At 65.0% G+C, this 26,153-nt stretch carries 30 protein-coding genes and 1 riboswitch; of the genes, 19 read left to right on the plus strand and 11 right to left on the minus strand.

Annotated elements, in window-relative coordinates; genetic code table 11:
• Positions 1 to 289: 289 nt before the first annotated feature.
• Positions 290 to 1,714: a chromosomal replication initiator protein DnaA gene (gene dnaA / locus HH302_RS10750; RefSeq protein WP_172202124.1), complete on the minus strand. Its 1,425-nt coding sequence runs from the start codon at positions 1,712 to 1,714 to the stop codon at positions 290 to 292.
• A 276-nt stretch (positions 1,715 to 1,990) separates the two neighbouring features.
• On the opposite strand from dnaA, the gene rpmH reads away from it, so the two are divergent.
• From rpmH to HH302_RS10820, 14 genes are all read left to right on the plus strand, one after another.
• Positions 1,991 to 2,125 carry a 50S ribosomal protein L34 gene (rpmH, locus tag HH302_RS10755; protein ID WP_114403167.1) on the plus strand — a complete coding sequence of 45 codons (135 nt, stop codon included), beginning with the start codon at positions 1,991 to 1,993 and terminating at the stop codon, positions 2,123 to 2,125.
• Positions 2,067 to 2,486 carry a ribonuclease P protein component gene (gene rnpA, locus HH302_RS10760; protein ID WP_246479723.1) on the plus strand — a complete coding sequence of 140 codons (420 nt, stop codon included), beginning with the start codon at positions 2,067 to 2,069 and terminating at the stop codon, positions 2,484 to 2,486. The genes rpmH and rnpA overlap by 59 nt, the downstream gene beginning before the upstream one ends.
• Positions 2,487 to 2,492: 6 nt before the next feature.
• Entirely contained in the window at positions 2,493 to 2,702 is a 210-nt protein-coding gene (yidD, locus tag HH302_RS10765) for a membrane protein insertion efficiency factor YidD (protein ID WP_172202126.1), read from the plus strand.
• A 53-nt stretch (positions 2,703 to 2,755) separates the two neighbouring features.
• Positions 2,756 to 4,402: a membrane protein insertase YidC gene (yidC, locus tag HH302_RS10770; RefSeq protein ID WP_172202128.1), complete on the plus strand. Its 1,647-nt coding sequence runs from the start codon at positions 2,756 to 2,758 to the stop codon at positions 4,400 to 4,402.
• On the plus strand, positions 4,389 to 5,735 hold the full coding sequence (gene mnmE, locus HH302_RS10775) for a tRNA uridine-5-carboxymethylaminomethyl(34) synthesis GTPase MnmE (RefSeq protein ID WP_216661906.1): 1,347 nt from the start codon (positions 4,389 to 4,391) through the stop codon (positions 5,733 to 5,735). The genes yidC and mnmE overlap by 14 nt, the downstream gene beginning before the upstream one ends.
• A 27-nt stretch (positions 5,736 to 5,762) precedes the next feature.
• Positions 5,763 to 6,107, plus strand: coding sequence for a hypothetical protein (locus HH302_RS10780; RefSeq protein WP_172202132.1), 345 nt, complete (start codon positions 5,763 to 5,765; stop codon positions 6,105 to 6,107).
• Between the two features lie 46 nt (positions 6,108 to 6,153).
• Positions 6,154 to 6,975 carry a TSUP family transporter gene (locus HH302_RS10785; protein WP_172202134.1) on the plus strand — a complete coding sequence of 274 codons (822 nt, stop codon included), beginning with the start codon at positions 6,154 to 6,156 and terminating at the stop codon, positions 6,973 to 6,975.
• Positions 6,976 to 7,041: 66 nt separating this feature from the next.
• Complete coding sequence (gene mnmG / locus HH302_RS10790; RefSeq protein ID WP_172202136.1) at positions 7,042 to 8,937, plus strand: tRNA uridine-5-carboxymethylaminomethyl(34) synthesis enzyme MnmG; 1,896 nt, start codon at positions 7,042 to 7,044, stop codon at positions 8,935 to 8,937.
• Positions 8,934 to 9,560 carry a 16S rRNA (guanine(527)-N(7))-methyltransferase RsmG gene (rsmG, locus tag HH302_RS10795; protein ID WP_172202138.1) on the plus strand — a complete coding sequence of 209 codons (627 nt, stop codon included), beginning with the start codon at positions 8,934 to 8,936 and terminating at the stop codon, positions 9,558 to 9,560. The genes mnmG and rsmG overlap by 4 nt, the downstream gene beginning before the upstream one ends.
• Complete coding sequence (locus tag HH302_RS10800) at positions 9,560 to 10,330, plus strand: ParA family protein (protein ID WP_172202140.1); 771 nt, start codon at positions 9,560 to 9,562, stop codon at positions 10,328 to 10,330. Before rsmG ends, HH302_RS10800 begins: the two co-directional genes overlap by 1 nt.
• 7 nt (positions 10,331 to 10,337) lie before the next feature.
• Positions 10,338 to 11,135: a GNAT family N-acetyltransferase gene (locus tag HH302_RS10805; RefSeq protein ID WP_172202142.1), complete on the plus strand. Its 798-nt coding sequence runs from the start codon at positions 10,338 to 10,340 to the stop codon at positions 11,133 to 11,135.
• Positions 11,136 to 11,215: 80 nt separating this feature from the next.
• A complete protein-coding gene (locus HH302_RS10810; protein ID WP_172202144.1) occupies positions 11,216 to 12,061 on the plus strand; it encodes a ParB/RepB/Spo0J family partition protein in 846 nt (281 codons plus the stop codon).
• A gap of 139 nt (positions 12,062 to 12,200) precedes the next feature.
• Positions 12,201 to 13,322, plus strand: coding sequence for an HD-GYP domain-containing protein (locus tag HH302_RS10815; RefSeq protein WP_172202146.1), 1,122 nt, complete (start codon positions 12,201 to 12,203; stop codon positions 13,320 to 13,322).
• A gap of 58 nt (positions 13,323 to 13,380) precedes the next feature.
• Positions 13,381 to 14,106 carry an ABC transporter substrate-binding protein gene (locus tag HH302_RS10820; RefSeq protein WP_172202148.1) on the plus strand — a complete coding sequence of 242 codons (726 nt, stop codon included), beginning with the start codon at positions 13,381 to 13,383 and terminating at the stop codon, positions 14,104 to 14,106.
• On the opposite strand, the gene HH302_RS10825 is transcribed toward HH302_RS10820, so the two are convergent.
• The 7 genes from HH302_RS10825 to HH302_RS10855 form a co-directional block, all read right to left on the minus strand.
• Positions 14,107 to 15,411, minus strand: coding sequence for an ATP-binding protein (locus HH302_RS10825; protein WP_172202150.1), 1,305 nt, complete (start codon positions 15,409 to 15,411; stop codon positions 14,107 to 14,109).
• Entirely contained in the window at positions 15,408 to 16,064 is a 657-nt protein-coding gene (locus tag HH302_RS10830; RefSeq protein ID WP_172202152.1) for a response regulator, read from the minus strand. The genes HH302_RS10825 and HH302_RS10830 overlap by 4 nt, the downstream gene beginning before the upstream one ends.
• A gap of 122 nt (positions 16,065 to 16,186) precedes the next feature.
• Complete coding sequence (locus HH302_RS10835) at positions 16,187 to 16,399, minus strand: hypothetical protein (protein WP_206254614.1); 213 nt, start codon at positions 16,397 to 16,399, stop codon at positions 16,187 to 16,189.
• An 87-nt stretch (positions 16,400 to 16,486) separates the two neighbouring features.
• On the minus strand, positions 16,487 to 16,681 hold the full coding sequence (locus HH302_RS10840; protein ID WP_172202154.1) for a hypothetical protein: 195 nt from the start codon (positions 16,679 to 16,681) through the stop codon (positions 16,487 to 16,489).
• Between the two features lie 87 nt (positions 16,682 to 16,768).
• Positions 16,769 to 17,794 carry a threonine-phosphate decarboxylase CobD gene (gene cobD, locus HH302_RS10845; RefSeq protein WP_253946084.1) on the minus strand — a complete coding sequence of 342 codons (1,026 nt, stop codon included), beginning with the start codon at positions 17,792 to 17,794 and terminating at the stop codon, positions 16,769 to 16,771.
• On the minus strand, positions 17,772 to 18,692 hold the full coding sequence (cbiB, locus tag HH302_RS10850; protein ID WP_172202156.1) for an adenosylcobinamide-phosphate synthase CbiB: 921 nt from the start codon (positions 18,690 to 18,692) through the stop codon (positions 17,772 to 17,774). Before cbiB ends, cobD begins: the two co-directional genes overlap by 23 nt.
• 25 nt (positions 18,693 to 18,717) lie before the next feature.
• Positions 18,718 to 19,293, minus strand: coding sequence for a hypothetical protein (locus tag HH302_RS10855; protein WP_172202158.1), 576 nt, complete (start codon positions 19,291 to 19,293; stop codon positions 18,718 to 18,720).
• A 163-nt stretch (positions 19,294 to 19,456) separates the two neighbouring features.
• Positions 19,457 to 19,669, minus strand: a riboswitch (cobalamin riboswitch).
• 136 nt (positions 19,670 to 19,805) lie between these two features.
• On the opposite strand from HH302_RS10855, the gene HH302_RS10860 reads away from it, so the two are divergent.
• From HH302_RS10860 to HH302_RS10880, 5 genes are all read left to right on the plus strand, one after another.
• On the plus strand, positions 19,806 to 20,345 hold the full coding sequence (locus HH302_RS10860; protein WP_172202160.1) for a YbhB/YbcL family Raf kinase inhibitor-like protein: 540 nt from the start codon (positions 19,806 to 19,808) through the stop codon (positions 20,343 to 20,345).
• A 50-nt stretch (positions 20,346 to 20,395) separates the two neighbouring features.
• Positions 20,396 to 21,208 (plus strand): AraC family transcriptional regulator, encoded by an 813-nt coding sequence (locus HH302_RS10865; RefSeq protein ID WP_172202162.1) that lies wholly within the window; start codon positions 20,396 to 20,398, stop codon positions 21,206 to 21,208.
• Between the two features lie 82 nt (positions 21,209 to 21,290).
• Entirely contained in the window at positions 21,291 to 22,433 is a 1,143-nt protein-coding gene (locus HH302_RS10870; RefSeq protein WP_172202164.1) for an alanine--glyoxylate aminotransferase family protein, read from the plus strand.
• 2 nt (positions 22,434 to 22,435) lie between these two features.
• Positions 22,436 to 22,954 (plus strand): hypothetical protein, encoded by a 519-nt coding sequence (locus HH302_RS10875; protein WP_172202166.1) that lies wholly within the window; start codon positions 22,436 to 22,438, stop codon positions 22,952 to 22,954.
• Positions 22,951 to 23,544: a hypothetical protein gene (locus HH302_RS10880; protein ID WP_172202168.1), complete on the plus strand. Its 594-nt coding sequence runs from the start codon at positions 22,951 to 22,953 to the stop codon at positions 23,542 to 23,544. Before HH302_RS10875 ends, HH302_RS10880 begins: the two co-directional genes overlap by 4 nt.
• 11 nt (positions 23,545 to 23,555) lie before the next feature.
• Here HH302_RS10880 and HH302_RS10885 read toward each other — a convergent pair whose 3' ends face one another.
• Genes HH302_RS10885 through HH302_RS10895 form a run of 3 tightly spaced genes read right to left on the minus strand, consistent with a single transcriptional unit; the run spans position 23,556 to position 26,051 of the window.
• Positions 23,556 to 24,791, minus strand: a complete 1,236-nt coding sequence (locus HH302_RS10885) for an ATP-binding protein (protein WP_172202170.1) — start codon at positions 24,789 to 24,791, stop codon at positions 23,556 to 23,558.
• A gap of 1 nt (position 24,792) precedes the next feature.
• Positions 24,793 to 25,482 carry a response regulator gene (locus HH302_RS10890; protein WP_172202172.1) on the minus strand — a complete coding sequence of 230 codons (690 nt, stop codon included), beginning with the start codon at positions 25,480 to 25,482 and terminating at the stop codon, positions 24,793 to 24,795.
• A 47-nt stretch (positions 25,483 to 25,529) separates the two neighbouring features.
• Entirely contained in the window at positions 25,530 to 26,051 is a 522-nt protein-coding gene (locus HH302_RS10895) for a Spy/CpxP family protein refolding chaperone (protein ID WP_172202174.1), read from the minus strand.
• Positions 26,052 to 26,153 lie beyond the last annotated feature (102 nt).

Below are 26,153 nucleotides of genomic sequence, written 5' to 3' on the forward strand. Positions count from 1 at the left end.
TTGGTCAGCCGATGGTCAAACAATCGACGCAGAACACGCATTCGCCTCACAGTCAGTTGTTAACAAGATCTTGTAAACATATAACTACTATTAGTAAACCAAGACCTGTTTCTGTGCATAAGTGAAAATTACACAATAAAAACAATCGCTTGAACGGTCTGAAACCCTGTTTGAAACGACGGTACTATCCGATGAACAAGTGGGGACGGTTTCCAGCCATCTCGATATCTTCACGCTTGTCCCCAAACGCCCCCTTGCTCTATCCACTCTGAATCCACAGTTTTCGGCGTCAACCACGCAATGTCTGCGTCAACACATGCAGATCGTGGTTGAGCTGTTGATCAGCGAGTCGAAGCTCAGCAATCGTCCGGCATGCGTGCAACACCGTGGTGTGGTCGCGCCCACCGAAGGCCTCGCCGATGGACGGCAGCGAGGACGGTGTGAGTTCCTTGGCGAGAAACATCGCAACCTGGCGTGGGCGGGCGATGGCGCGAGTGCGTTTCTTCGAATGCATGTCGGCGACCTTGATCTTGTAGTAGTCGGCGACGGTCTTCTGGATCAGCTCGAAGGTGATCTGGCGGTTGTGTGCGGCCAACAGGTCGCGCAGGGCTTCCTTGGCGAGCTCAAGGCTGATATCCCGGCCATGGAAGCGGGCGAAGGCCAGCACCTTCTTCAGCGCGCCTTCGAGTTCGCGGACGTTCGAGCGCAGGTTTTTCGCGATGAGGAAGGCGACGTCGTCGCCAAGCAGCGTGCGTTCGGCTTCCGCTTTCTTCTTCAGGATCGCGACGCGCATTTCGAGTTCCGGCGGCTCGATCTGTACCGTCAAACCCCAGTCGAAGCGAGAGATGAGCCGGTCAGCCAGCCCCTCGACATCCTTCGGATAGGTGTCGCTGGTGATCACGATCTGCTTGCGTGCCTCGACCAGCGCGTTGAAGGCGTGGAAGAACTCTTCCTGCGTTCGATCCTTGTTCTTGAAGAACTGGATATCGTCGATCAACAGCAGGTCCAGCGAGCGGTAGTACTTCTTGAACTGGTCGAAGCTCTTCTGCTGGTAGGCGCGCACGACGTCGGCGTAGTAGTCCTCGGCGTGCACATAGCGGATCACCGCTTTCGGGTTGTGCTTCCAGACCGCGTTGCCGAGGGCGTGGATCAAGTGGGTCTTACCGAGGCCTACGCCGCCGTAAACGAACAAGGGGTTGTAGCTGGTGCCGGGGTTCTGCGCCACTTGCATGGCTGCGGCGCGTGCGAGGTCGTTGGCGCGGCCGGTCACCAGGTTGTCGAACGTGAAATCGGGGTTCAGTCGCGTGCGCTCATAGGCATCGGTCTTGCGTGCTTCAGCGGGCTGCGCCGCACGGGCCTCGTCCTGCGACTTCTGAACGGCGGGTGCGCGGGGCGCGTCGGCCGTGTGCACGGGCGAAGTGGCTGCGGGCTTACTTGCGGCCACGGCGCGCGGCGCAGCGGGCTTGGCGGCACCGCCAATCGCAAGGCTGACCTGTACCGGTTCGCCGTACAACTCGTTGCCGATCTCTTCGATGCGCCGCAGGTAGCGCTCGCGCACCCACTGCAGAACGAAGCGGTTAGGGGCGAGCAACTCCAGGCTGCGGGGGTTGGCAGCCGGAGAAGCGGACAGGGCCCGGATCCAGGTGTTGAACTGTTGTTGAGGCAGTTCAGCTTCGAGGCGGGACAGGCAGGTGGACCAGAATTCGTGACTCACGTTTTGCGCGAATGGCGCCCACCCCGCGGCGGCGCGGTTAGCGTCGTGCGGTTCGGCATCAACTCTTTGTTTTTTATGTGGTTTTTAAGCGCGTCCGGGGCTTGCGACCGGCTCTTCCCGGTGCATGTCGGACGGCCATGGAAAGCGGGTTATTCTACGCTTCATCGACAGATTTATCCACAGGCGCTGAGCTGTGGAAAAGATAAAAACGCTTGACAAACAGAGCTTTACGCTGTGTAATCGCGCGTTTTTCCCGGTTAGCAAGGAAACAAGAACATGAAGCGCACTTACCAGCCTTCCGTCGTCCGCCGCAAGCGCACGCACGGCTTCCTCGTCCGTTCGCGCACCCGTGGTGGCCGCGCTGTCCTCGCCGCTCGTCGCGCCAAGGGCCGTCATCGTCTCGCCGTCTGAACGGCAGGCTGAATCTGTCGGATTCGAGCTGCTGGCAGCCTACAGGCTGCATACCGGCGACGAGTTCTCGACTGTTTTCGCCTTCCGCAGGGTTGTGAGGGGCAGGGTTTTCAGCCTGCACTACCGACCCAATGCCTTGCCAAGTGCGCGAATCGGCTTCGTTGTTGCAAAGAAGCTGGCGCGCCAGGCAGTGCAGCGCAATCTGATCAAGCGGATCGCCCGAGAGGCGTTCCGCCTGCGGCGCGCGCAGCTGCCGTGCTGTGACCTCGTACTTCGACTTTCGGCATCGCCCAAGACTGCCAGCCGCGCGGAAATGCGCGCTGAGGTCGAGGCCTTGTTCGACCGATTGCCGCAAGGATGATTCGCGATGAAAGCCGTGTTGATCATCCTGCTGCGCGCCTACCGATTTTTCCTCAGTCCGTTCCTCGGACGTAACTGCCGCTTCCACCCGAGCTGTTCCGCCTACGCGATCGAAGCCCTGCAACGTTATGGTGCTATCAAGGGCACTTGGCTTGCTGCTCGTCGCGTCACGCGCTGCCATCCGTGGAACCCCGGCGGGTATGATCCGGTACCCTGAGTCGCGTCGCCGACGCCACTGTCTGATACACCTATCCGAAACGACCGAATCCGATGGACAACCGCCGCCTGATCCTTCTGGTGATCTTCAGCATGTCGCTCGTCATGCTGTGGGATGCCTGGCTAAAACATAACCAGCCTAAGCCTGTCGCCGGGCCGAGCGTGACGCAGAGCGCTACGCCGACGCCGACTGCATCGGGGCAAGTCGCCGCGCCCGCAGCGTCACCAAATGCCGCGACGACTGCCGAGCGCGCCAAGGCGCCCAAGCTGACCGTGGAAACCGATACGGTGCGTGCGCAGATCTCGGCGCTGGGTGGTGATCTGGTCCGCCTTGAATTGCTCAAGCACGGTGCGAACAACGATCGCACCAAGCCGTTCGTGCTGTTCGAAGAGGGTGGCGCGCACAGCTACATCGCACAGAGTGGGCTGATCGGTGCTGGTCTGCCGAATCACAAGACCGTGTTCGCGCTGCCGAGCGCCGACAAGCTGGTGCTGAAGGATGGCGAACAGGCGCTGAGCGTTCGCCTTGAGGCGCCTGAGCAGAACGGTGTGAAGGTCGCGAAGGTACTGACGTTCCACCGCGGCAGCCATGTCATCGACGTTGCTTACGAGATTGCGAACGGCGGCAATGCGGCTTTGGCCGGCCACTCCTACTATCAGCTGACCCGCGACACGAAGGCCGCCGAGAATACGGCGGGCTTCTTTGGCGGTGCGCAGACCTATACCGGGCCGGCTTTCTACACCGATGCTGAGAAGTACAAGAAGGTCGATTTCAAGACGATCGGCAAGGGCGAGGCGAAGTTGCCGAAGACTGCACCCGATGGTTGGGTGGCGATGGTTCAGCATTACTTTGTTTCGGCCTATGCGCCCAAGCAGGGCCAGCGCGAGTTCTTTGCCCGTCCGCTGGACGGTGATCTTGTCGCAGCTGGTCTGATCCAGCCTTTGCCCCAGATCGCAGCGGGTCAGAAGGCGACGGTGTCGGTGCCGCTCTACGCGGGTCCGCAAGAACAGCGTGAGTTGTCTGACCTGGCGCCGGGTCTCGATCTGGTTGTCGACTATGGTTGGCTGACCGTGATCGCCGCGCCGATCTTCTGGGGCCTGTCGTGGCTGCACAAGCTGGTCGGCAACTGGGGCTGGGCGATCATCCTGCTGACGGTGCTGATCAAGCTGGCGTTCTTCCCGCTGTCGGCGGCGTCCTACAAGTCCATGGCCAAGATGAAGACGGTCATGCCGCGCATGAAGCGGATCCAGGAGCAGTACAAGGATGACCGGATGAAGATGAACCAGGAGATGATGGAGCTGTACAAGAAGGAGAAGGTCAACCCGATGGGTGGCTGCTGGCCGATGCTGATTCAGATGCCAGTCTTCATCGCCTTGTACTGGGTGCTGCTGGGTGCGGTGGAGATGCGCCAGGCGCCGTGGCTTGGCTGGATCACCGACCTTTCGATCAAGGATCCGTACTTCATTCTGCCGATCATCATGGGTGTGACGAGCTTGGTGCAGATGAAGCTGTCGCCCTCGTCGCCGGATCCTGTGCAGCAGAAGGTCATGATGTTCATGCCGATCTTCTTTACGGTGATGATGGCGTGGTTCCCGTCCGGTCTGGTGCTGTACTGGGTGGTGAACAACATGCTGTCGATCGGTCAGCAGTGGTATATCACCCGGATGTTCGACAGTGGCGCAAAACCTGCGAACAGCTGAGTCAATAGCGGCGATTGCCACGGCGCCAGGGCGCGGTGGCATCGGCGTGGTGAGAGTGTCGGGCGGCCAATTGGCCGCCTTTGCACTGGCGCTTACCGGAAAGCAGCCGACACCGCGGCTCGCGCATTTCGCGAAGTTCCTCGACGCTGAAGGCCGGCCGATTGATGCCGGCCTCATGCTTTTCTTCCCCGGACCGAATTCCTATACCGGCGAGGATGTGCTCGAACTTCAGGGCCACGGTGGTCCGGTGGTGATGCGCATGTTGCTCGGTCGTTGTATCGAATTGGGCGCTCGTTTGGCGCGGCCGGGTGAATTCACCGAGCGGGCATTCCTCAACGACAAGCTGGATTTGGCGCAGGCCGAGGCGGTTGCGGATCTGATCGATGCGGATACCTCTGCGGCGGCGCGTTCTGCGCTGCGCTCGCTCGACGGTGACTTCTCGCGACGGGTGCATGACTGGCGCGACAAACTGGTCGACCTGCGGATGCTGGTTGAAGCGACGCTGGATTTCCCGGAAGAGGAGATCGACTTTCTCCGCGCAGCGCGAGCATTCGAGCGCCTCGATGTGCTAGGTGCTGACCTTGATGCGCTGTTGCTGAAAGCCAAGCAAGGTAGTCTGCTTCGCAGCGGTTTGCATGTGGTATTGGCGGGTCAGCCGAACGTTGGGAAATCAAGTTTGTTGAATCGTCTGTCGGGCGAGGATCGAGCGATCGTGACCGACGTGGCCGGTACCACGCGGGATGTGTTGCGCGAGACGATTCAGATCGAAGGCATTCCGCTGCATATTGTCGATACCGCTGGTTTGCGCGACGCAACCGACACTGTAGAGCGGATCGGCATCGAGCGTAGCTGGAAGGAGATTGGTCGGGCCGACGTTGTACTGCGTCTGGTGGATGCACGCGCAGGAATCAGTGCGGCCGATCACGAGATTGATGCGCGCTTGCCGAAAGGCGTTCCGGTGGTCTGGGTCTTCAACAAGATCGACCTGGCGGGCAGGTCGCCGGCGCGCGTCGATGAGGAAGATGGCGTCGAGGTGTTTCTGTCGGCGGCAACGGGTGAGGGGATCGACCTGTTGCGTTCAGAGTTGCTGAGGATCGCCGGTTGGGAAGCGCACGGCGAGGAGGTGTTTCTTGCTCGCGAGCGTCATCTCGAAGCCTTGAGAGAAGGGCGTGACAGCATTGCTGCTGCGTTGGCGCGGGCGCATGAAGACGCGCTGGACTTGATGGCGGAAGAGTTGCGTCTGGCGCAAGAGGCAGTCAACAGGATCACCGGAGAATTCGGTGCGGACGATCTCCTCGGAGTGATCTTCTCCCGCTTTTGTATCGGTAAATAGATTTCCCCCCCGGTAAAGGTATTCGCGATGAGTGAGTTCGATCTGAAGTACTACAACGAAGAGGCCTCGAAGCTTGCACTGGAAATTGAACGCAAGCTGGTGATTCTTGGGTTGGATTGGCAAGACGATTCGACGATGCGGAAGCTCGCGCTTGAGGTGCTGGAGGTCAATCACGCAGGTCGTCAGATCGGCAGTGGTGCCGAGTTCTCACAGGATCAGACCTACGAGGAGTTGTGTGGCCTGATTGGATTGATGAACAAACTGATGGGCGAAGCTGCGGGTAAGGGCGTTTCGGTCCATGGTAACGATGCGTGGAAGGCAATCGCGCGGGCTTTGTGGGCGCAGAAGGAAGTCAGGGATACCAGCGTCTGAGTGACGCGAGCGATGTTCCACGTGGAACATCGCTACGGAGGTCTGCATGGATTCGGCGGTACTTGTTGTGGGCGCGTTCCTCGCCGGCATGGTGGACGCAGTGGTTGGCGGTGGTGGCCTGATCCAGATACCGCTCCTGCTCTCCGCTTTTCCGGCGGTCTCTATTCCGGTGCTGTTCGGGACGAACAAAGTATCGTCGGTGGTTGGCACCTTGAGTGCTTGTGTCCGATACGCCCGCACGATCTCGATTCCGTGGCGAATCGCGATGTGGGCAGCCACAGCTGCTTTCGTCGGATCGTGGTTTGGTGCGCAGGCTGTATCGCTCTTGCCCAAGGAGACGATGAAACCGTTGGTGCTCGGGCTCCTGGTCGTGGTCGGCGCATACACTTTCTGGCGGAAGGATTTTGGCAAGCTGGAGCGCCACGCAATGACCCCCCGGTGGGTGGTTCCGGCTTCGCTCGCCGCAGGCGCCGTGATCGGCTTCTATGACGGGTTCTTCGGTCCAGGCACCGGCAGCTTCCTGATCTTCATCTTCGTTCGCTGGTTTGGTTTTGATTTCCTGAAGGCCTCTGCATCGGCCAAGGTGGTGAACGTTTCGACGAATCTTGCAGCGATCGCTTCGTTCGCGACGCACGACGGTATCCTCTGGCGCGTTGGACTCGTCATGGCTGTGGCCAATCTTGGCGGCGCCCAGGTTGGGTCTCACCTGGCGCTGAAGCACGGCAATGGTTTCATCCGCTGGCTGTTCCTGATTGTGGTCGTCGTGCTCGTTGCTAAGCTTGGATGGGAACTCACCGCGGCTCAAATCGAAGCTGATGTTCCACGTGGAACATTCATCGGTTTGCCCAGCCGCGACGACCCCGCCTAGGCATTTTCAGGCTCACGCCTTATCATTCCGCCCCTTCCCCTGAACCGGTCCCTCCGGGAGCACAACATGCTGTACCCCACTCGTTTTGATGTCATCGTTGTCGGCGGCGGTCATGCCGGCACTGAAGCCGCGCTCGCCGCTGCCCGTATGGGTTGTGCCACGCTGCTGCTCACCCACAACATCGAGACCTTGGGGCAGATGAGCTGTAACCCGTCGATCGGCGGAATTGGCAAAGGGCATCTGGTCAAGGAAGTCGACGCCCTTGGCGGTGTGATGGCGGAGGCCACCGACGAGGGTGGAATCCAGTTCCGCATCCTGAATGCCAGCAAGGGCCCGGCCGTGCGCGCAACGCGCGCTCAAGCCGATCGGATTCTCTACAAGGCGGCGATTCGACACCGGCTTGAGAATCAGCCGAATCTGACCTTGTTTCAACAGGCCGTCGACGACATCACCGTCGCCGGCGATCGTGTCACCGGTGTCATCACGCAGATCGGCCTGCGCTTTGAGGCGCCCACGGTCGTGCTGACCGCAGGCACTTTTCTGAACGGGTTGGTCCACGTCGGGCTCGAGCACTACACCGCTGGCCGCGCCGGTGATCCGGCGGCTGTCACGCTGTCACATCGCTTGCGCGATCTGAAGCTCCCGGTCGGGCGCCTCAAGACGGGCACGCCGCCCCGCATCGACGGCAAAACGATCGACTTCTCGCAGATGGAAGAACAGCCGGGCGATGATCCGGTGCCGGTGTTCAGCTTCCTTGGCAACGCGGCCCAGCATCCGAAGCAACTGCCTTGCTGGATCACGCGTACCAACGAACGCACTCACGACATCATCCGCGCCAATCTCGATCGCTCACCGATGTATACCGGCGTGATCGAAGGGGTCGGCCCACGCTATTGCCCGTCGATCGAAGACAAGATTCATCGCTTTGCCGACAAGGACGGCCACAACGTCTTCCTTGAGCCGGAAGGTCTGACCACTCACGAGTTCTACCCGAACGGGATCTCGACTTCACTTCCGTTCGATGTGCAACTGGCGATCGTGCGCTCGATCCGCGGCATGGAGAATGCCCACATCCTGCGCCCGGGCTACGCGATCGAGTACGACTACTTCGACCCGCGCAACCTGAAGAGCAGCCTTGAGACCAAGTCCATCGCCGGCTTGTTCTTCGCCGGTCAGATCAATGGCACAACGGGTTACGAAGAGGCCGCCGCCCAAGGCCTGCTCGCAGGTGCGAACGCCGCGCTGCTGGCACAGGGCAGGGCGAGCTGGTGCCCGGCGCGTGGCGAAGCCTACCTCGGCGTGCTGGTCGATGACCTGATCACGCGCGGCGTCTCCGAGCCGTACCGGATGTTCACCTCGCGTGCCGAATACCGCCTCAGCCTGCGTGAGGACAACGCCGACCTGCGTCTGACCGAGGCAGGCCGCGAGCTTGGCCTGGTGTCCGATGCGCGCTGGGATGCCTTCTGCCGCAAGCGCGATGCGATCGACCGCGAGACCGAACGCTTGCGCTCGACCTGGGCCGTACCGCACAAGCTCGCCGAAGGCGAGGCTGAGACGCTGCTCGGGCAGCCGCTTGAACGTGAGGCTCGCTTCTTCGACCTGCTGCGCCGCCCCGGCATCAGCTACGGCGCCCTGATGGCACTGTCGACGGCGCCGGCTGATCCGGTCACCGATCCGCAGGCCGTCGAGCAGATCGAGATCTCGGCCAAGTATCAGGGCTACATCGACCGTCAGCAGGACGAGGTTGCGCGCCAAGCGGCGCAAGAGAACACCGCCCTGCCGATCGACCTCGACTACGCACAAGTGCGGGGCCTTTCCAACGAAGTGCGGCAGAAGCTTGCCGCGCACAAACCGGAAACGATCGGTCAGGCGAGCCGCATCCAGGGGGTGACCCCGGCAGCCATCTCGCTGCTGCTGATCCATTTGAAGAAATCCAGCCAGATCCGCGACGCTGCCGCATGACGCCCAATCAACTGCTCGAAAAGGGCCTCGCCGAGCTTGGCCTCGACCTGCCCGCCGATACCCGCGAACGCCTGCTCGCCTATGCCGCGCTGATCGCGAAGTGGAACAAGGTCTATAACCTCACCGCGATCCGCAACGCGGACGAGATCATCACGCTGCACCTGCTCGACTCGCTCACCGTGCTGCTGCACGTGACCGTCGATCGCATCGCCGATATCGGCGCAGGTGCGGGCCTGCCGGGCATCGTACTGGCGATCGTTCGGCCGGACCTCGAAGTGCACACCGTCGATACGGTGCAGAAGAAAGTCACCTTCATGCGCCAGGCAAAGATCGATCTCGGGCTGAAGAACCTCGAATCGCATCATGTCCGCGTCGAGCAGTGGCAGCCGGCGAAACCCTTTCCGGCAGTGATCTCGCGCGCCTTTTCCGACATGGCCGACTTCGTCCGGCTGACGGATCACCTTGTTGCTGACGGCGGACACTGGCTGGCCATGAAGGGCGTGTATCCTCATGAAGAACTCGCACAGCTGCCCGCTGGTGTGCGAATGAAAGAAGCAATCGCCCTGCGGCTGCCCGGCGCAGCCGATACCCACCGACACTTGATCGTTCTCGAGCGCAACTGATGGCCCGCATCTTCGCAGTCGCCAACCAGAAGGGTGGGGTCGGCAAGACCACCACTACCGTCAACCTTTCGGCCGCCCTCGCGGCGCACGGCCAGCGCGTGCTGCTGGTGGACCTCGACCCGCAGGGCAACGCCACGATGGGCTCGGGGGTCGACAAGCGCAGTCTGGCTGCTTCGGTCTACCACCTGCTGGTCGGTCTGAAGACCTTGCCGGAAGTACGTGCGAAATCCGAGGCCGGCGGCTACGACGTACTGCCGAGCAATCGCGACCTCGCGGGCGCTGAAGTCGAGATGGTCGACCTCGACAACCGCGAGAACCGCCTGCGCGACGCTTTGCGCGCGGTGGATGACGAATACGACTTCGTGCTGGTGGATTGCCCGCCATCCTTGTCGATGCTCACCCTCAACGGCTTGTGCGCGGCGCACGGCGTGATCATCCCGATGCAGTGCGAGTACTACGCGCTGGAAGGCCTGTCGGACCTCGTGAACACCATCAAGCAAGTCCATGCCAAGCTCAATCGTGACCTGAAGATCATCGGCCTGCTGCGCGTGATGTTCGACCCGCGCAGCACCTTGTCGCAGCAGGTTTCGGCACAGCTCGAATCCCACTTTGGTGACAAGGTCTTCAAGGCCGTGATCCCGCGCAATGTGCGGCTCGCCGAAGCGCCCAGCCATGGCTTGCCGGGCGTGGTGTTCGACAAGGCGGCCAAGGGCTCGCAGGCCTACCTCGCATTTGCCGCGGAAATGATCGAACGGATCAAATCGATCTAGTCCGACGATGGCTGCCGCATTCGATCCGCGCTCGGTTCCCGAGGCGCTGCGCGATGCGCGTGATGCGCTCGCCGCCCAGGCTGAAGATGCCGGGCTCAATGCCACCCATGTGCGCGAGCAGGCACTGGTCGACGGTTGGCTGGTGCGTTTCGCCAACAGCCGGGCAAAACGGGCACGCTGCGTGAACGCGATCGGCGACGGCCTCATGCCGGTTGACGAACGCATCGAACGCGCTGCTGCCCTGCTGGCGGCTGCGGGTTTGCCGCTGACCTTCCGCATCACGCCGTTTTCGCAGCCACAGGGGCTCGACGCCGCGCTCGCCGAACGGGGCTTCGTGGCCTTTGAGGAATCCCGCGTCATGTACCGTACGCTCGAGGCTGGCACAGCCCCGGCAAGCGCCTTGCCCCTGCATGAAGTCGGGCCGCGCGAATTTGCCGACAAGGCCGGGCGCCTCTACGGTGACGCACCGGAGCGCATCGCGGTGGATGTTGAACGCGCTGTATCGTTTGCGGGCACCGGCATTCGTTTGCTGATGGGCGAACGGGACGCGCCGGTTGCGGCAGGCTGCGTGCTGTTCGATGGCAGCATGGCGGGCCTCTATGGCGTGCATACGCAGGCCGAGATGCGTGGCAGGGGGTATGCCGCCACGCTCGTCGAAACGCTGCTCCAGCGGGCACAAAACGCCGGCGCGCGGCATGCATGCCTTCAGGTGGGCGCCGGCAATGCCGTGGCGCGTGCCCTGTATCAACGACTCGGCTTTTCCGATTGCTACGCGTACTGGTATCGGGCGCGCGAGATCGAATAGCCGGCCGCAACACCGAACACCGGGCGCTGCTGCACTCTGCGCGGCGACGCCCTTGAATTTGCACACCAGGAATCAGAAACATGGTCAAGAAACCCAAGGGCCTCGGCCGCGGGCTGGAAGCCTTGCTCGGCGCCGACACTTCGGCCGACAACAAGGGCCGCCTCGACACGCTGGCGATCGACGAGCTGCAGCCGGGCAAATACCAGCCACGCACCCGCATGGATGCCGGTAGCCTGGAAGAACTCGCTGCGTCGATCCGCGCGCAGGGCGTGATGTCGCCGATCCTGGTGCGCCCGATCGGTGGTGGCCGCCACGAGATCATCGCCGGCGAACGCCGCTGGCGTGCCGCGCGGATTGCCGAGCTGGCCGAAGTGCCGGTGCTGATCCGCGAGATCCCGGACGAAGCCGCGCTGGCGATGTCGCTGATCGAGAACATCCAGCGCGAGAACCTCAACCCGCTTGAAGAAGCGCAGGGCATCCAGCGCCTGATCGACGAATTCGGCATGACGCACCAGCAGGCGGCCGATGCCGTCGGGCGTTCGCGTCCGGCGACGTCGAACCTGCTGCGGCTGCTGGCGCTGCCGGAACCGGTGCGCGAGCTGCTGATGCTGGGCGATATTGAAATGGGCCATGCGCGCGCACTGCTGGCGCTGGATCCGGCTCAGCAGATCCTGCTTGCGAATCAGGTCGTCGCACGCCGCCTGTCGGTGCGCGAAACCGAGAAGGCGGTGCAGAACGCGCTGAAGCCGGAAGCCGAAAAGCTGCCGAAGGTCGTCAATCGCGACGTCGCCCGGCTTGAGGAAGACCTAGCGGACAAACTCGGCGCCACGGTGAAGATCGCGGCCAACAAAAAGGGCGCCGGCAAGCTGGTGATCGAGTTTGGCAGCCTCGACCAGCTCGATGGCATCCTTGGCCGGATCGGTTGATCCGGGTTGTGCCCCAAGCAAGCCGCCTTCGGGCGGCTTTTCTATTTTTTGGACTTTTTACATCTCGCGCTCAAGTCGATACCGGAAAAACCCGTCAACTGCCTGACGGGGCAAGCTGCACCAGGAGACGGAGCGTGTAATGAAGCAACTGCAGTTGCTGGCCGACCATGTGAAGATCGGCGTACCACTGCCGTGGAATGTCCGCGATGCAGGTGGCAACCTTCTGCTCAGTCGCGGCTACACCATCCAGAGCGAAGCGCAGCTGCACTCCCTGCTGGCGCGAGGCATGTTCGTCGATGAAGACGAATTCCGCCGCCAGCGGCAAGCCTCCGAGAAGCCCAAGGCGCAGGCCTTCGATCCGATCTGGTTGTGGTCCGATCTGCAGGTGAAGCTGTCGCTGCTGCTGCGCGACAACGTGAAGGATCCGGACTTTCTCGACAAGCTTCAGCAGCTGTCGATGCTGCTCCAGCTGCTCACCGAACGAGACGCCGACGTCGGTGTCTTCGTCATGATGCAGGCGGATGCGACCAAGTATGCGGTGGCGCATTCGCTGCACACCGCAGTGATCTGCGAGCTGATTGCACGCAAGACCGAGGCGTCCGACGACGAGCGGCGCACGCTGATCAACGCCGCGCTGACGATGAACCTGGGCATGCTCGAACTGCAAGCGGTGCTTGCGGCGCAAAGCACGCCGCCCACCGATCGCCAACGCGCCGAAATCCAGGCTCACCCGGCGCGCAGCGTGGCGATCCTGCAGCAGGCAGGCCTGCGCGACACCGATTGGCTGCGTGCAGTCGCCGAACACCACGAGACGCCGGACGGCAAGGGCTATCCGCGTGGCGTCACGAATATCTCGCCACTGGCCGAGCTGATTCGCCACGCCGACATCTTTGGCGCCAAGATCAGCCCGCGTGCCGGCCGCAGCGCCTTGCCGCCGAATCGCGCTGCACGCGAGAGCTTCCTCTCGATGGGAGGGCAGGAGAACCCGCTCGCGGCTATGCTGGTGAAGGAGATCGGCATCTTTCCGCCGGGGGCGTTCGTCCGTCTCGCCAATGGCGAGGTGGCAGTGGTGTTGCGTCGCGGCAAGCTGGCCACCACACCAACCGTCTACAGCGTCAGCAACAGCAACGGCGTGCCGTATGTCGAGCCGGTGCGGCGCGATACGTCGCGCAAGGACTTTGCGATTGATTCGATCGTGCCGCGCCAGAGCGTGATGGTGCGGATCAACCCGTCGCGCCTGTTCGGCTACGAGGTGCATTGAGCCGCCGTGCCACGGCCATCCACGGGAATAGCGGCCCCTTCGAGCCAGGAGGTGTTGGATGAAGTTCTGGTCGATCCTGTTTGCCCTCATCACCTGGGCGCCGGCCTTGGTCGCCGACGACACGATTCCCGTCTTTGGCGACGACAACTATCCGCCGGTGATCTGGGCCGACAAGGGAGAGCCGCGCGGCGAGCTGCCGCGAATCCTGAAGCTCCTTGAGCCGGCCATGGGCGTGCGCTTCCGGCTAGAGCTCTCGCCTTGGCGCCGCGCCTACGAGAGCGCCGCTGCCGGTCGCGGCGGCCTGATCGGTGTGTCATTGACCAGCGAGCGGCAGAAGCTGTTCGACTTCTCCGATCCGGTGTACGGCGACAACATCAATATCGTCGTGCTCCGCGGCAAGGAATTCAGCTACCGCGAGCTGGGCGACCTGAAAGGCAAGCGTCTAGGGGGCCAGCTTGGCGCAAGCTATGGCGAGGTGTTCGACCATGCCCTGCAGCAGGGCGAGGTGGCCGTCGAACGGGATACCAGCCAGGTACAGCGCCTGCGCAAACTGCTCGCCGGTCGGCTCGATGCGGCCTTGATCGGCAATGGTCAGGCGGGCATCGACGCCACCATCGCGGCCGACCCGGAACTGCAGCGCAACCGCGATCGCTTCGTCGCACTCGATCGGCCGTTGACGGTGGATCAGCTCTACCTCGCGTTTCCCAAGAGCATGGGGGCCACTGCCATGCTTCAACAGTTCAACGCTGCACTGCGCACGATCAGGCCGCTTGCGAAGCGCTGACTAGGCGGGGGCGGCTGGCCAGCAGACGCGCACGCGCAGCCCGCCTTCTGCGCGGTTTTCCAGCACCACGGTTGCTGCATGTCGCTCGGCAATGCTTTTCACGATGGCGAGCCCGAGCCCGGTGCCCGGCTGTTCGGCGCCAGCGAGTCGGAAGAAGCGCTCGAACACGCGCTGGTGTGCGTCTTCCGGAATGCCTGGCCCGCTGTCTTCCACACGCAGTTCGACAGCGCCGGTTGCGGTCCTGTGCACCGATACGTCCACTTGCCCTCCGGCCGGGGTGTAGCGCACCGCGTTGTCGATCAGGTTGTTGAGTAGCATGCGCAATTCGGCGTCGCTGCCCTCGACCGACACCGCATCGCAATCGCCAAGGCCAAGGTCGATGCCGCGCGCCTCGGCAAGCGGGGATTGCGCAATCACGCCCTCGCGGGCGATCAATTCAAGGGCTACCGGCGCGCGCCCGGGGCCATTGTCCGGGTCCAGTCGCGCCAGCGCGAGCAGTTGTTCGACGAGGTGGGTCGCGCGCAGGCAGCTCGCTTCGATGTTCGCGATCGCACTATCGCGGTCCGCTGCGGTGTCGGCGCGCTGCGCCAGTTGCGCATACAGGCGGATCGCGGTGACCGGCGTACGCAGTTCATGTGCCGCATCGGCGATGAAGCGGCGTTGGCCCTCGAGCAGCCCTTCCACGCGTCCAAGCAGCCCATTCAGCGTGCCGACCAGCGGCACCAGTTCGCGCGGCGCATCGTCCACCGGCACCGGCGTCAGCGAACTCGGGTCACGCGCCGACAAGGCGGCGCGCAGCGAGGATAGCGGTGCCAGCGCACGATTGACGCGTATCCCGAGCAATACCGTGAGCAGGGTTGCGAGGCCGGCCAGCACCGTCAGCATCGGCAGCGAGATCCGCATGAACAGTTCGCGCCGTGCACCGGCCTCGCGCGCGACAAGGATGGTCTGACCGCCGTAAGTGCGCGCGAACCCGTGCCAGGAACGGTCGTCGTACAGGAAATCGAATTCGCCCAGCTTCTTCGGCTTCGGCACCGCCGGGTCGTGGCTCGCGTAGGCCAGCCGCCCGTTGGCGTTCCAGACCTGGCTGAGGAAGTCGCCCGGTTGCTCGTCGTCGTCGGTGTCGGGCTCCACGCCGTGGCGCGCGACTGCGTCGGCGATCTGTGCGAGTTCCAGGTTACGCAGCGTCTCGAACGAACGCACCGCCAGCGTGTAGGCGGCCAGCACCGCGACGCATCCGAGCAGCAGCATCGCGCCCAGCTGCCAGCCGAGCACCGTGGCACGGATCGAGCGCGGAGCGCTCACGCGACCACCTTGTAGCCCACGCCGCGCACATTGCGGATGCGATCGGCGCCAAGCTTGCGACGCAGGTTGTGCAGATGCACTTCAAGTGCATTGGAGGAGGGCTCCTCGCCCCAGCCGAAGAGCTTTTCCTCCAGCTTCTCGCGCGACAGCACCGCGCCCGGCTTTTCGAGCAGGATTTCGAGCAGCGACAGCTCGCGTGCCGACAACGTGACCGGTTCGCCATCGAGCTTGACGGTGCGTGCCTCGGTGTCGAACGCGATCGCGCCGCAGGTGATCACGCGCTGCGTGCGGCCGCTGTTTCGCCGAATCAGCGCGCGCAGGCGGGCGACCAGTTCGTCCAGGTCGAAGGGTTTGGTCAGGTAATCGTCGGCGCCGGCGTTGAGGCCGGCAACGCGGTCCGACACCGCGTCGCGCGCCGTGACCACGATCACCGGCAGCCGGTTGTCCTGCTGGCGCAGATGCGACAGCAGCGACATGCCGTCAATCTTCGGCAGCCCCAGATCCAGCACCGCGGCGCTGTATTCGTTGGCTTCGATCGCCAACTCGGCGGCGCGCCCGTCGCGCACCCAGTCGACGGTGAATCCAGCTGCAAGCAAACCCAGCCGGCTTGCATCGCCGACCATCGGATCATCTTCCACCAGCAACACGCGCATCCAGCTCGTCCCTTCCGGTTTTCGTGGCGGCGATTATCGTTCAGGCGCCGCCAAAAAAAACGGGCTCCGGCAGGTTGCCGGAGCCCAACTCTCCCCCTCCGCCGCTAGGGCGGCCGGATGGGTTACTGCTTGGCCGGCGCAGCCTTGCTGGCTTCGTCGGTGGTCGTCGGGGCAGCTTTGGTCTTTTTCTTGGTGCTCTTCTTCTTTGCCGGGGCGGCGGGTTTGCTTGCTTCGGCGGCCGGCTTTTCCGCCGGGGCCGGGGCAGCGTCAGCGGCGAATACACCCGCGGCAAAGCTCATCGCAAACAGGGCAGCTAACAGCTTCTTCATGTTCATGGTTCCGATTTCCGTTTCAATTCAAGGGGTTTTCCGCGGCTCGCGGAGCTCGTCCAGCGCGAGCCGGGTGCTGGTCTGTTGATCCGATTACTTGGCCGGGGCCGCTTCGGTCTTTTCGGCGGCGGGCTTCTCAGTCTTCTTGTGACTGGTCTTCTTCTTCGTCGCCTTGGCCGGCTTGGCGGCTTCAGCAGCCGGCTTCTCGGCCGGCGCAGGTGCGGCGTCGGCGGCGAACACACCGGCAGCAAAGGTCATCGCAAACAAGGCAGCAAGCAGCTTCTTCATGGTCATCACTCCTGATCGGTTGGGTTCGTTGGTGTTCAACGCGCTTGCATCTTGCAGGCGCGAGACTTAACACCGACTGAAGCCGACTTAAGCGAGACTTAAGACTGCCACCGCGCGGCCGAGCGCGAGATCGAGCCGGGCGAGGCCGGCGGCATCGGGCGGCAGGCCGAAGCGCAGGCTTTCCGGGTAGTCGAAGCGCCGCACCAGCACACCCTGATGTGCCAGCGTGTGGGCGATTTCCGCCGCATGCTCAGTGCGTACCCACTGGAACAGCGCGTTGCAGCCGGTGGGCGGCAGGCCGTGGCGCGCGAGCAGGGCGCGCAGCGCTTCGGCCTGTTGCGGCAAGCGCTGGCGTTGGGTTGCCTGCCATGTGTGGTCGCCCAGCGCGAGCATTGCCACAGCCCGCGCCGGCCCGCTGACGGCCCAGGGGCCCAGCAGATGTGCCAGCCGGCCGCGCAGGGCCGCGTCGGCGAAGACAAAGCCGACGCGGGCGCCCGCCAGCCCGAAGAACTTGCCTAGCGAGCGCAGCACGATCAGCCCGCGCATGCCGGCATGGGTGACCAGGCTTTCCGCCGGCGTGGCGTCAATGAAAGCTTCATCGACCACCAGCCAGCCGCCGCGCGCTGCCAGCTGGCGGTGCCAGGCAAGCAGCTGGCCGATCTGGTAGCGCTCGCCGGTGGGGTTGTTCGGATTGACCAGCACCAGTGCGTCGAGCGCCGGCAGCAGGCTGTCGATCGTGTCCGGCTCGACGTCCTCAACATGGTGCCCGGCGCGCAGCCAAGCAGCGGCGTGCTCCGCGTAACTCGGCCCGACCACGCCGACGGCGCCGTGCGGCCGCAGCCAGGGCAGCGCCTGCAAGGCGGCCTGCGAGCCCGCCACCGGCAGCAGCGTCTCGCTGCCGTAGTACTGCGCGGCTGCGATTTCGAGCCCATCGTCCTCTTCCGGCAGGCGCTGCCAGCAGCTCAACGGCAGCGGCGGCACCGGCCAGGCGACCGGATTCACGCCGGTCGATAGGTCCAGCCATTGGTCGAGCGCAATGCCATAGCGGCGCGAGGCTTCGCGCAAGCGTCCGCCGTGCGGGCTCGCCAACTCAGGTGCCGATGCGGGTCGCAATGAGGCCTCCCAGTGTGATTGCCGCGAGCCACAGCAGCAGCGCGCGGCGCGTCAGGCGCAACGCCGCGTCGATGTCAGCCGGCGTGGCATCGCGGCCACGGCCCAGCGTCGGGCGGTGCTCCAGCTTTCCGTGATACACCGCCGGGCCGCCGAGCGCCAGCCCCAATGCACCGGCGCCGGCTGCCATGACCGGCCCGGCGTTCGGGCTGTCGTGTCGGGCCGCCTGGGTGTGCCAGCAATGCAGTGCGTTCGCGCAGCTCCCGGCGAGCGCATAGCCCAGCGCGGTGAGCCGCGCCGGGATCAGGTTGAGCAGGTCGTCCAGCCGCGCCGCGGCCCAGCCAAAGTGCAGCAGGCGTGGCGTGCGGTAGCCCCACATCGCATCCAGCGTGTTCGCCAGGCGGAACAGCAGCGCCCCCGGCGCCCCCGCGACGACGAACCAGAACAGCGCACCGAAAACCGCGTCGTTGCCGTTTTCCAGCACCGATTCGCAGGTCGCGGCGGCGACACCGGATTCGCTGAGCGCGGTGGTGTCGCGGCTGACGATCATCGACAAGGCCTGCCGCGCTGCCGGCAGCTCGCCGCGCAGCAAGGGTTCGGCGACGGCGCGGGCGTGCTCGGCGAGGCTGCGTGCGCCGAGTGCGAAGTACAGCACCAGCGCGCCGAAAAGCGTACCGGCCGGGGCAGGCAGGGCCAGCGCGCACAGCGCCACCGGCGGCAGCACCAGCACGGCCCAGCAGAGCAGACCGGTCATGCGCCCAAGGCGATTGCCCTGCCGGTTGCAGCGCACTTCAAGCGCCTGCGCCAGCCGGCCGAAGCCGACCAGCGGATGCCAGCGCCGCGGCTCGCCAAGCAGTGCGTCGAGCGCCAGCGCTAGCACCACGCTGGCCAGGGTGCTCATTGCGTGCGCCCTTGCTGCGCCTGGCTCATGTGCGCTGCCCGCGCGGCGCGGTGTGCGCCAGCATCGCAAAGCAGGCGTGCACACCGGTCGCCATGACGATCCAGAAAGCCGCGTTGCCCAGGTCGCCCGGCAGGTAGGTCGCCAGCCGTTCCGCGAACACCGCAAGCGTTGGTTCGGCGAAGCGGCCGGAGAAGAAGTAGAAGCTGCCGCTCGAAATCAGTTCGCAGATCACGACCCCGCCGAGCGCGCACACCGCCAGCCAGGGCAGGGTACGCACGGTGTCGCTGTGGCGCGCGGCGTACAGCCGGCCGGCACCCCACAGTGCCGCGTAGGCCGGGATCAGTGCCACATAGGCGGCACTGACGCAGAAATCGCTGACGCCTTGCCAGGCAATCGCGACATAGTCGAGCGAGAAGGCCAGGCCGAGCAGGGCAGGCAGCGCCGAGCGCGGGCGCAGATAGGCGCCGGCGAGGAAGAACACGGCCCAGGATGCGCCCGGCAGGTGCGCGAGCGAGGCAAGGTGATGGCCACGGCTGGCGGTCATCAGCAGAACGAGTGCGGTGGCGATGGCCAGTTGCGGACGGCGGGCGGGTGCGAGCATCGAATAACCCTTTCGGAGCGGACCGGGGCCACGGCGGGCCGGCACGGTCGCATAGCAACACCCCGAGGCAGCGCAACGCCCGCGCCACATCGGGAACGAACGGGCTGGCCGGAGGGAAGCTCGCGCAAGGGGATACACCTCACGCGGCATCGCCCACCCGCAATGCCCGCTGTCAGCATCAGGCCGGTCTCCGGGCTTGCGAGCGTGCCGGCTGGCACCGACGCAGCGCCTTCCCGTGTTGCCACAGTGGCGTCTTGCCGCGTCTTCACTCGCTTACCGTTGCGGGGGCAGCGCCGGAATGGCCCGAAGGCGCACCGGCTTCCCGTTTCACCCCTCCGGCGAACGCCATCGGGGCACCTGCTGCTGTAAGGGCTGAGTGTACCCGCACGGCGTGGCGGCGGCGAGCGCGGCGCGTGTGATCGGATCGGCACCGAAATCGATCGACTTGGCACGCACGGCGCCCTGCTCAGTGCCGATACTGATGACACCGAAACCCTGCAAGGAAGCCTGCCATGCAACTCAGATCCCTCGCCCTGATTGCCACCCTTATCGCGATGCCGGCCAGCGCGGCCGATTTCACGCTCAAGAGCGATGCGCTCGCGAGCGGCAAGCTGGCGCCCGCGCAGTACGCCAATGCCTTCGGCTGCAGCGGCGGGAATGTCTCGCCCGATCTGCGCTGGGACAACGCGCCCGCCGGCACCAGGAGCTTTGCGGTGACGGTGTACGACCCCGATGCGCCGACCGGCTCAGGCTGGTGGCACTGGGTGGTCGCGAACCTGCCGGCCGACACAAGCGCCTTGCCGGCCGGCGCCGGCAGCGCAGCGGGCAAGCTGCCGGCGGCCGCGATGCAGCTCAACACCGACACCGGCCAGCCCGGCTTCCTCGGCGCCTGCCCGCCGGTGGGTGAAACGCACCGCTACATCGTCACCGTGCATGCGCTGAGCGTGGAGCGCTTCGACCTGCCCGCGCACGCCACGCCGGCGATGCTCGGCTTCATGATGCGCAGCGTGACGCTCGGCCGCGCGTCGCTGAAGGCAACCGGCGGGCGCTGAGCGGCCCGGATCGGCGACACTGGCGGGCATCACCGCCCGCCACGCAATCCATGAGCCCCGAGATCCATACCCGCCCCGGCGTCGGCAGCACCGCGCGCATCGTGCAGCGCCAGGCGCTGCGTTTTGCGCGGGTGTTCATCGACACGCCGATCCTGATCTTCATCACGCACGGCGAGAAAGCGCTCAGCTGGGCCGGTGGCGACTGCGTGTTGCACGCTGGTGAGGCCCTGGCGATTGCCGGCGGGCAGCATTTCGATGTGACCAACCGCGTTGGCCCGGATGGCCACTACGAGGCTTTCTGGCTGGTGTGGGAACCGGCGCTGCTCGCCGCACAAGTTTGCGACGCGCCGCCGATCCGCGATGTGCTGGCGATCCATCCGCAGGGCGATGCGTTTGCCAACGCCTGCCTGCATGCGCGTGATGCGATCGCACAGCCCGACGTGGTGCCTGAAGGCGTTGCGCGCCATCGCATGGCCGAGTTGCTGGTGTGGCTCGCGCATCACGGCGGCCGTTTTGCCGAGGCACCGCCGCCGTCCTTCGTGCGGCGGGTGCGCGGCCTGCTCGACGCCGAGCCGGGCCGCGCGTGGAATACCGACCAGATCGCTGCTGCGATGGCGATCAGCGAAGCCACCTTGCGCCGCCGCCTGGCGGCCGAGGGCACCGCGCTGAGCGAACTGCTGGTCGATGTGCGGATGACGCGTGCAATGCAGCTGCTGCAATCCACCGCGATGCCGGTTACGCGCATCGCCGAGGCGGTCGGTTACGAGTCCGCGTCCCGCTTCGCGTTACGTTTCCGCAGTCGCTTCGGCTTTGCGCCCACAGCGATCCGCGGCCACCGCCGCGCAGTGGCCGAGCCGGCGTGAACTAGGGTTGTTGCGGGCTTGACCAGCCCGCACCCGCGGCACCACCATCGGCGACTCATCAGAACCCGTCGGAGAGCCCTACATGGACCGCAGCGCGCCGCAGATCACCTCCTTCCACCCGCCTCGTCGCGTGCTGATGGGCCCCGGCCCGAGCGATGTCCCGGCGCGTGTGCTGCAGGCGATGGCGCTGCCCACAGTGGGCCACCTCGACCCGGCCTTCAGCGGCATGATGGAAGAGCTCAAGACCCTGCTGCGCTGGGCCTTCCAGACAAAGAACGAACTGACTTTCCCGGTCTCCGCGCCCGGTTCGGTCGGCATGGAAACCTGCTTCGTGAACCTCGTCGAACCGGGCGATACCGTGATCGTGTGCGTCAACGGTGTGTTCGGCGGCCGCCAGGCCGAGAACGTGCGCCGCTGCGGCGGCACGCCGGTGATCGTGGAAGACGAGTGGGGCGCGCCGGTCGACCCGGACAAGGTGCGCAAGGCCTTTCAGGCACATCCGCAGGCGCGCATCCTTGCCTTCGTGCATGCCGAAACCTCCACCGGCGCACTGTCGGACGCCGCCACGCTGGCGCAGATCGCACGCGAACACGATGCGCTGACGATCATGGACTGCGTCACCTCGCTTGGCGGCGTGCCGGTGCTGCTCGACGAATGGGGCATCGACGCGGCGTACTCGGGCAGCCAGAAGTGTCTTTCGAGCACGCCAGGCCTCTCGCCGGTGAGTTTTGGCGAGCGCGCGGTGGCCAAGCTCAAGGCGCGCAAGCACCCGGTGCAGAGCTGGTTCCAGGATCTGAACCTGGTGCTCGGATACTGGTCCGGCGCCGGCAAGCGCACCTACCACCACACTGCGCCGGTCAACCCGCTCTACGGCCTGCACGAATCGCTGGTGATGCTGGCCGAAGAGGGGTTGGAAGCCTCCTGGGCGCGCCACCGCGCGATGCACGAGATGCTGCGCGACAAGCTCGAAGCGATGGGCATCGAATTCGTCGTGCGCCCTGACGCGCGCCTGCCGCAACTCAACGCGGTGCGCATTCCGGCCGGGGCGGACGACGCCGCGGTGCGCGCGGCGCTGCTCAACGACTACGGGCTGGAGATCGGCGCAGGGCTCGGCGCGCTGGCGGGCAAGGTGTGGCGTATCGGCGTGATGGGCTACGGCGCGCGGGTCGAGAACATCCGCCTGTGCACTGCCGCGCTGCGTGAGGTGCTGGGCCGCCAAGGATAACGATGCTTCGCGTCGCGCCACTCGGTATTGCTGGCTTTGTGCTTGCCGCGATGTTGACCGCTTGCACGCTTGGCGATGTGATTGCCACATGGGGCGTGTTGCACTACGCGATAGACCAGCAGTGCGACGCCGCCGATCGCTTCGATGCTCGCGCGCGTCGCCAGTCTCCACTGGGCGAGGGCATGGCGCGCCTTGTTGTGTTCCGCCAAGCAACGGTAATCGCCTCAGGTTTGCGGCCGGATCTAGCCCTTGACGGGCGCAACCTGGGCGCACTTGAAGCTGGCCGGGTGATCGTGGTCGACGTGCCTGCAGGCGAACACCGCCTCGACGGAGGTAGCGACGCGAAGCACGCGCTCGTGCTGGCGCTGACTGCGGGCGAGACAAGGGTGGTGCAGGCGACGCCGCAACCCGGTTGGTGGAACGGTTGGTTGCTTCTTGCCGAGATTACGGGCGAGCAGGCGGCTGGTCAGCTGGGCACGCTTTGCGTGCGCCCCCTTCCGGATAAGGCCACGGTCCAATGACCCCGCTCTGCGCCAACGCTCGTGCGCTGCACCAATGTTTCCGCGCAGGAAGTCTGGCTCTTTGGGTGCTGCTGGTCGCTTGCAGTGAAGGCCGGCCCGAACTTGCGCAGGCGATCGAAGGTTGCCGCCGCGGCGTCCGCTTCGACGCGAAGGAGCGCAGCGCGCTCGCATCCACCAAAGCCTTCGTTGCGTGTGTCGATAGCCATGCTGGCAAGGATGGTCGGCGCCTGTTTGCCGAGAAGCGTGCAATTTTCGATGCGTTGCCCAACACGCCCTGCGAGTACGTCGGCATCTGGGCGGCGACTCGCGGCAAAGAGCACTACCGCGTGGTGCTGGACGAAGACGGCAGCTTCCATGCCGACGCTTACCGCGACACCGCCCGCCCACGCACCGCGATGTCCGGTTCCTGGGGAATCGCCGGCCAGCAGATCGTTTGGATGTACGACACCGGCCTGACCTGGCCGCCCGATGTAAATGCGATCACGCCGCTCGGCAAGGATGCCTTCGAGTTGAAGGAAGTCGATGGCAGCACGACTCGCTACGACCTGCTCGATCGCTCAGTGTTCGAGCGGTGCGGGTCGAATTCCTGAGGCCGTTTGCGTTAGCTTGTCAGCCGGATCGGCAATGTAACGAGGAAGGCGCTGGCGCCAGTCCCCGATTCAAGGCATCGCGCATCACCGCCGTGGTGGCGGGCGATCTTGCGCACCAAGGCCAGTCCAAGCCCGCTGCCGCGCGTCGATACCGCGCCGGCGGGGCGGTAGAAGGGTTCGAAGACGCGCTCACGGTCGCTTGAAGGCACGCCGCTGCCCGCGTCGGAGACGCGGATCACCGCCTCGCTCGGCGTGGTGTGCAATCTGACGGTGGTCGGGGCTTGCCCATGCTTCTGTGCATTGTCGAGCAGGTTGCGGATCAGCCGCCGCAGCAGGCGGCCGTCACCGGCAATCACCGCAGCTTCGCCCGCCAGCGTGGTGTCCGGGTACTGCGCACACTCTTCGGCGAGCAGCGCCAGCAGATCGATCGCTTCGGTGGTGGTGGGCGTCGCGATGGCGTCGAGGCGGCTCGACAGCAGGATCTCGTCGATCAGGGCGTCGAGCTCGGCGATATCGCGTTCCAGCCCCGCTTTGCGTCGCGGCTCGGCCGCGTCCTTCATCAACTCGACCGCCATGCGGATACGCGCCAGCGGTGTGCGCAGCTCATGCGATGCGTGGGCGAGCAGCGAGCGTTGCGCGCCGACCAGCGACTCGATACGCGCGGCAGCATCGTTGAAGCGCGCGGCCAGGCGTGCCACTTCGTCGTGCCCCTCCACCGCCACGCGCGCGCCGAGGTTGCCGGTGCCCAGCGCGGTGACGCCGGCCTCCAGGCGTTCCAGTCGTCGCGTGATGCGGCGCACGATCGGGTAGGCCGCCAGCGCAACGAGCAGCGCCAGGGCCACCAGCGCCAGCAGCAGAACATGCGCCGGGTGGCCGAACCCGATCGGCACGCTGGCCAGCAGCCAGCGCCCGTCCGGCAGTCGGATCACCCAGGCGGGTGAAGGACCGCCGTGTTCGGCGGCGTGACGCAGGCGTAGCGGCATGCCGATCGTTGCGATCGGCGTTCCATCCGCGCGCAGCAGGCTGACATTGGCCGAGAGGCCGGATACCAGCCGTGTGACGGCCGACTGTTGTTCGGCGAGCGGCGCATCGGCCGGCGGCAGTGCGTTCTGCACAACCCGCGCGAGTGCTTCGGACGCTTGCGAAACCGGCCCGCCGGCGCGATGCATGACGAGCGTTCCGGCCAGGGCGAACAGCACGAGGCAGACGAGCAGCGTGAGGTAGAAGCGCAGGTAGAGGCGCGACATCTCAGGCCTGCGCCTTCGCGAACAGGTAGCCGGCGCCACGTACGGTGATGATGCGGCGCGGCTGCTTGGGGTCGTCTTCGATTGCCGCACGGATGCGCGACATGTGCACATCGATCGAGCGGTCGAAGGCTTCGAGTGTTTCGCCCTTGGCGTGATCCATCAGCGCCTCGCGCGACATCACGCGGCCCGCGTTCTCCGCCAGGGTTCGCAGCAAGGCGAACTGGTAGCTGGTGAGGTTGCACGCGTGCCCGTCGAGCCGCGCGGTGTGCGCGGCGCGGTCGATCTCGAGCCGTCCGAAGTGCAGCGCCTGTTCGGCGCCGAGCGGCCCGCGGCTGCGTCGCAGGATCGCGCGCAGCCGAACCAGCAGCTCGCGCGGCTCGAATGGCTTGGGCAAGTAGTCGTCCGCGCCCAGTTCGAAGCCGACGATGCGGTCGATTGCGTCGCCGCGGGCGGTCAGCATCAACACTGGCAGATCCGACCGGGCGCGCAGTTGGCGGCAGACGTCGAGCCCATCCATGTCGGGCAGCATCAGGTCGAGCACGAGGGCATCGAAATCCGTCCGCGCGAGCTGTTGCAGCGCGCCAGCGCCGGTGGCCGCATGCGTGACCACGAAGCCCGCACTGCCGAGGTACTCGGTAAGCATCTCGGCAAGCGGGGCGTCGTCTTCAACGAGCAGCAGGTGTGCGGCCATATTGGCTATGACTCTAGCACCCGATGTGCGGCGAGCGCCGGGGGCCTTCAGCCGCGGCCGAGGCGGTGATGTTCCGCGATGTGCTCGGCGAGCTGCTTGCGCTGGGTGGGCGTCAGCACGTCGCTGACATCGGCGATCAGCTGTGTGAGGCGCCGTGAGGCCTGGTCCATCGCCTGCATCTGGCCGGCACGGAAGCGTTCCAGCGCGGCGCGGTCGGGTGCTTCGGCAAGCAGGTTGAGCGCATCGGCGTGGCTGGCGTGAAAGCGATCGTGCAGCGGCATCAGTTCGGTTGCAGTCTGCTTCACCAGCGGTTCGATGCGCGCGCGCTGTGCGTCGGTGGCGTCGATCTCTGCATAGAAGTGCTTGAGCATGTGCTCGATGTGCCGGTTCATCTCGTCCGGGCTGTGCTGTGTCGAGGACGCATGGCCGTGCATGCCGTTGGCGAGGCCGTGCCCGGCCGCGATCGCGCCGACACCCAGGGCGACGGCAATGCCGCCAAGGAAGGCAGCGATGGTTCTACGCGCCGGCAGGATACGGCGTGCGGTGCGGAGGAATTCGGTGGCTGGCATGGTGAGACCTTTCATCAGAGTGTGGGAGAGCCCGATGAAGAGTCTGCGAGCGCTGCGTTGGCGCGATTTGTAGGCTGGGTAAAGTTATGTGAAGCGGGTTAT

It is taken from the genome of Niveibacterium sp. COAC-50, from assembly GCF_013184235.1.
In the GTDB taxonomy this organism is placed as follows: Bacteria; Pseudomonadota; Gammaproteobacteria; order Burkholderiales; family Rhodocyclaceae; genus Niveibacterium; species Niveibacterium microcysteis.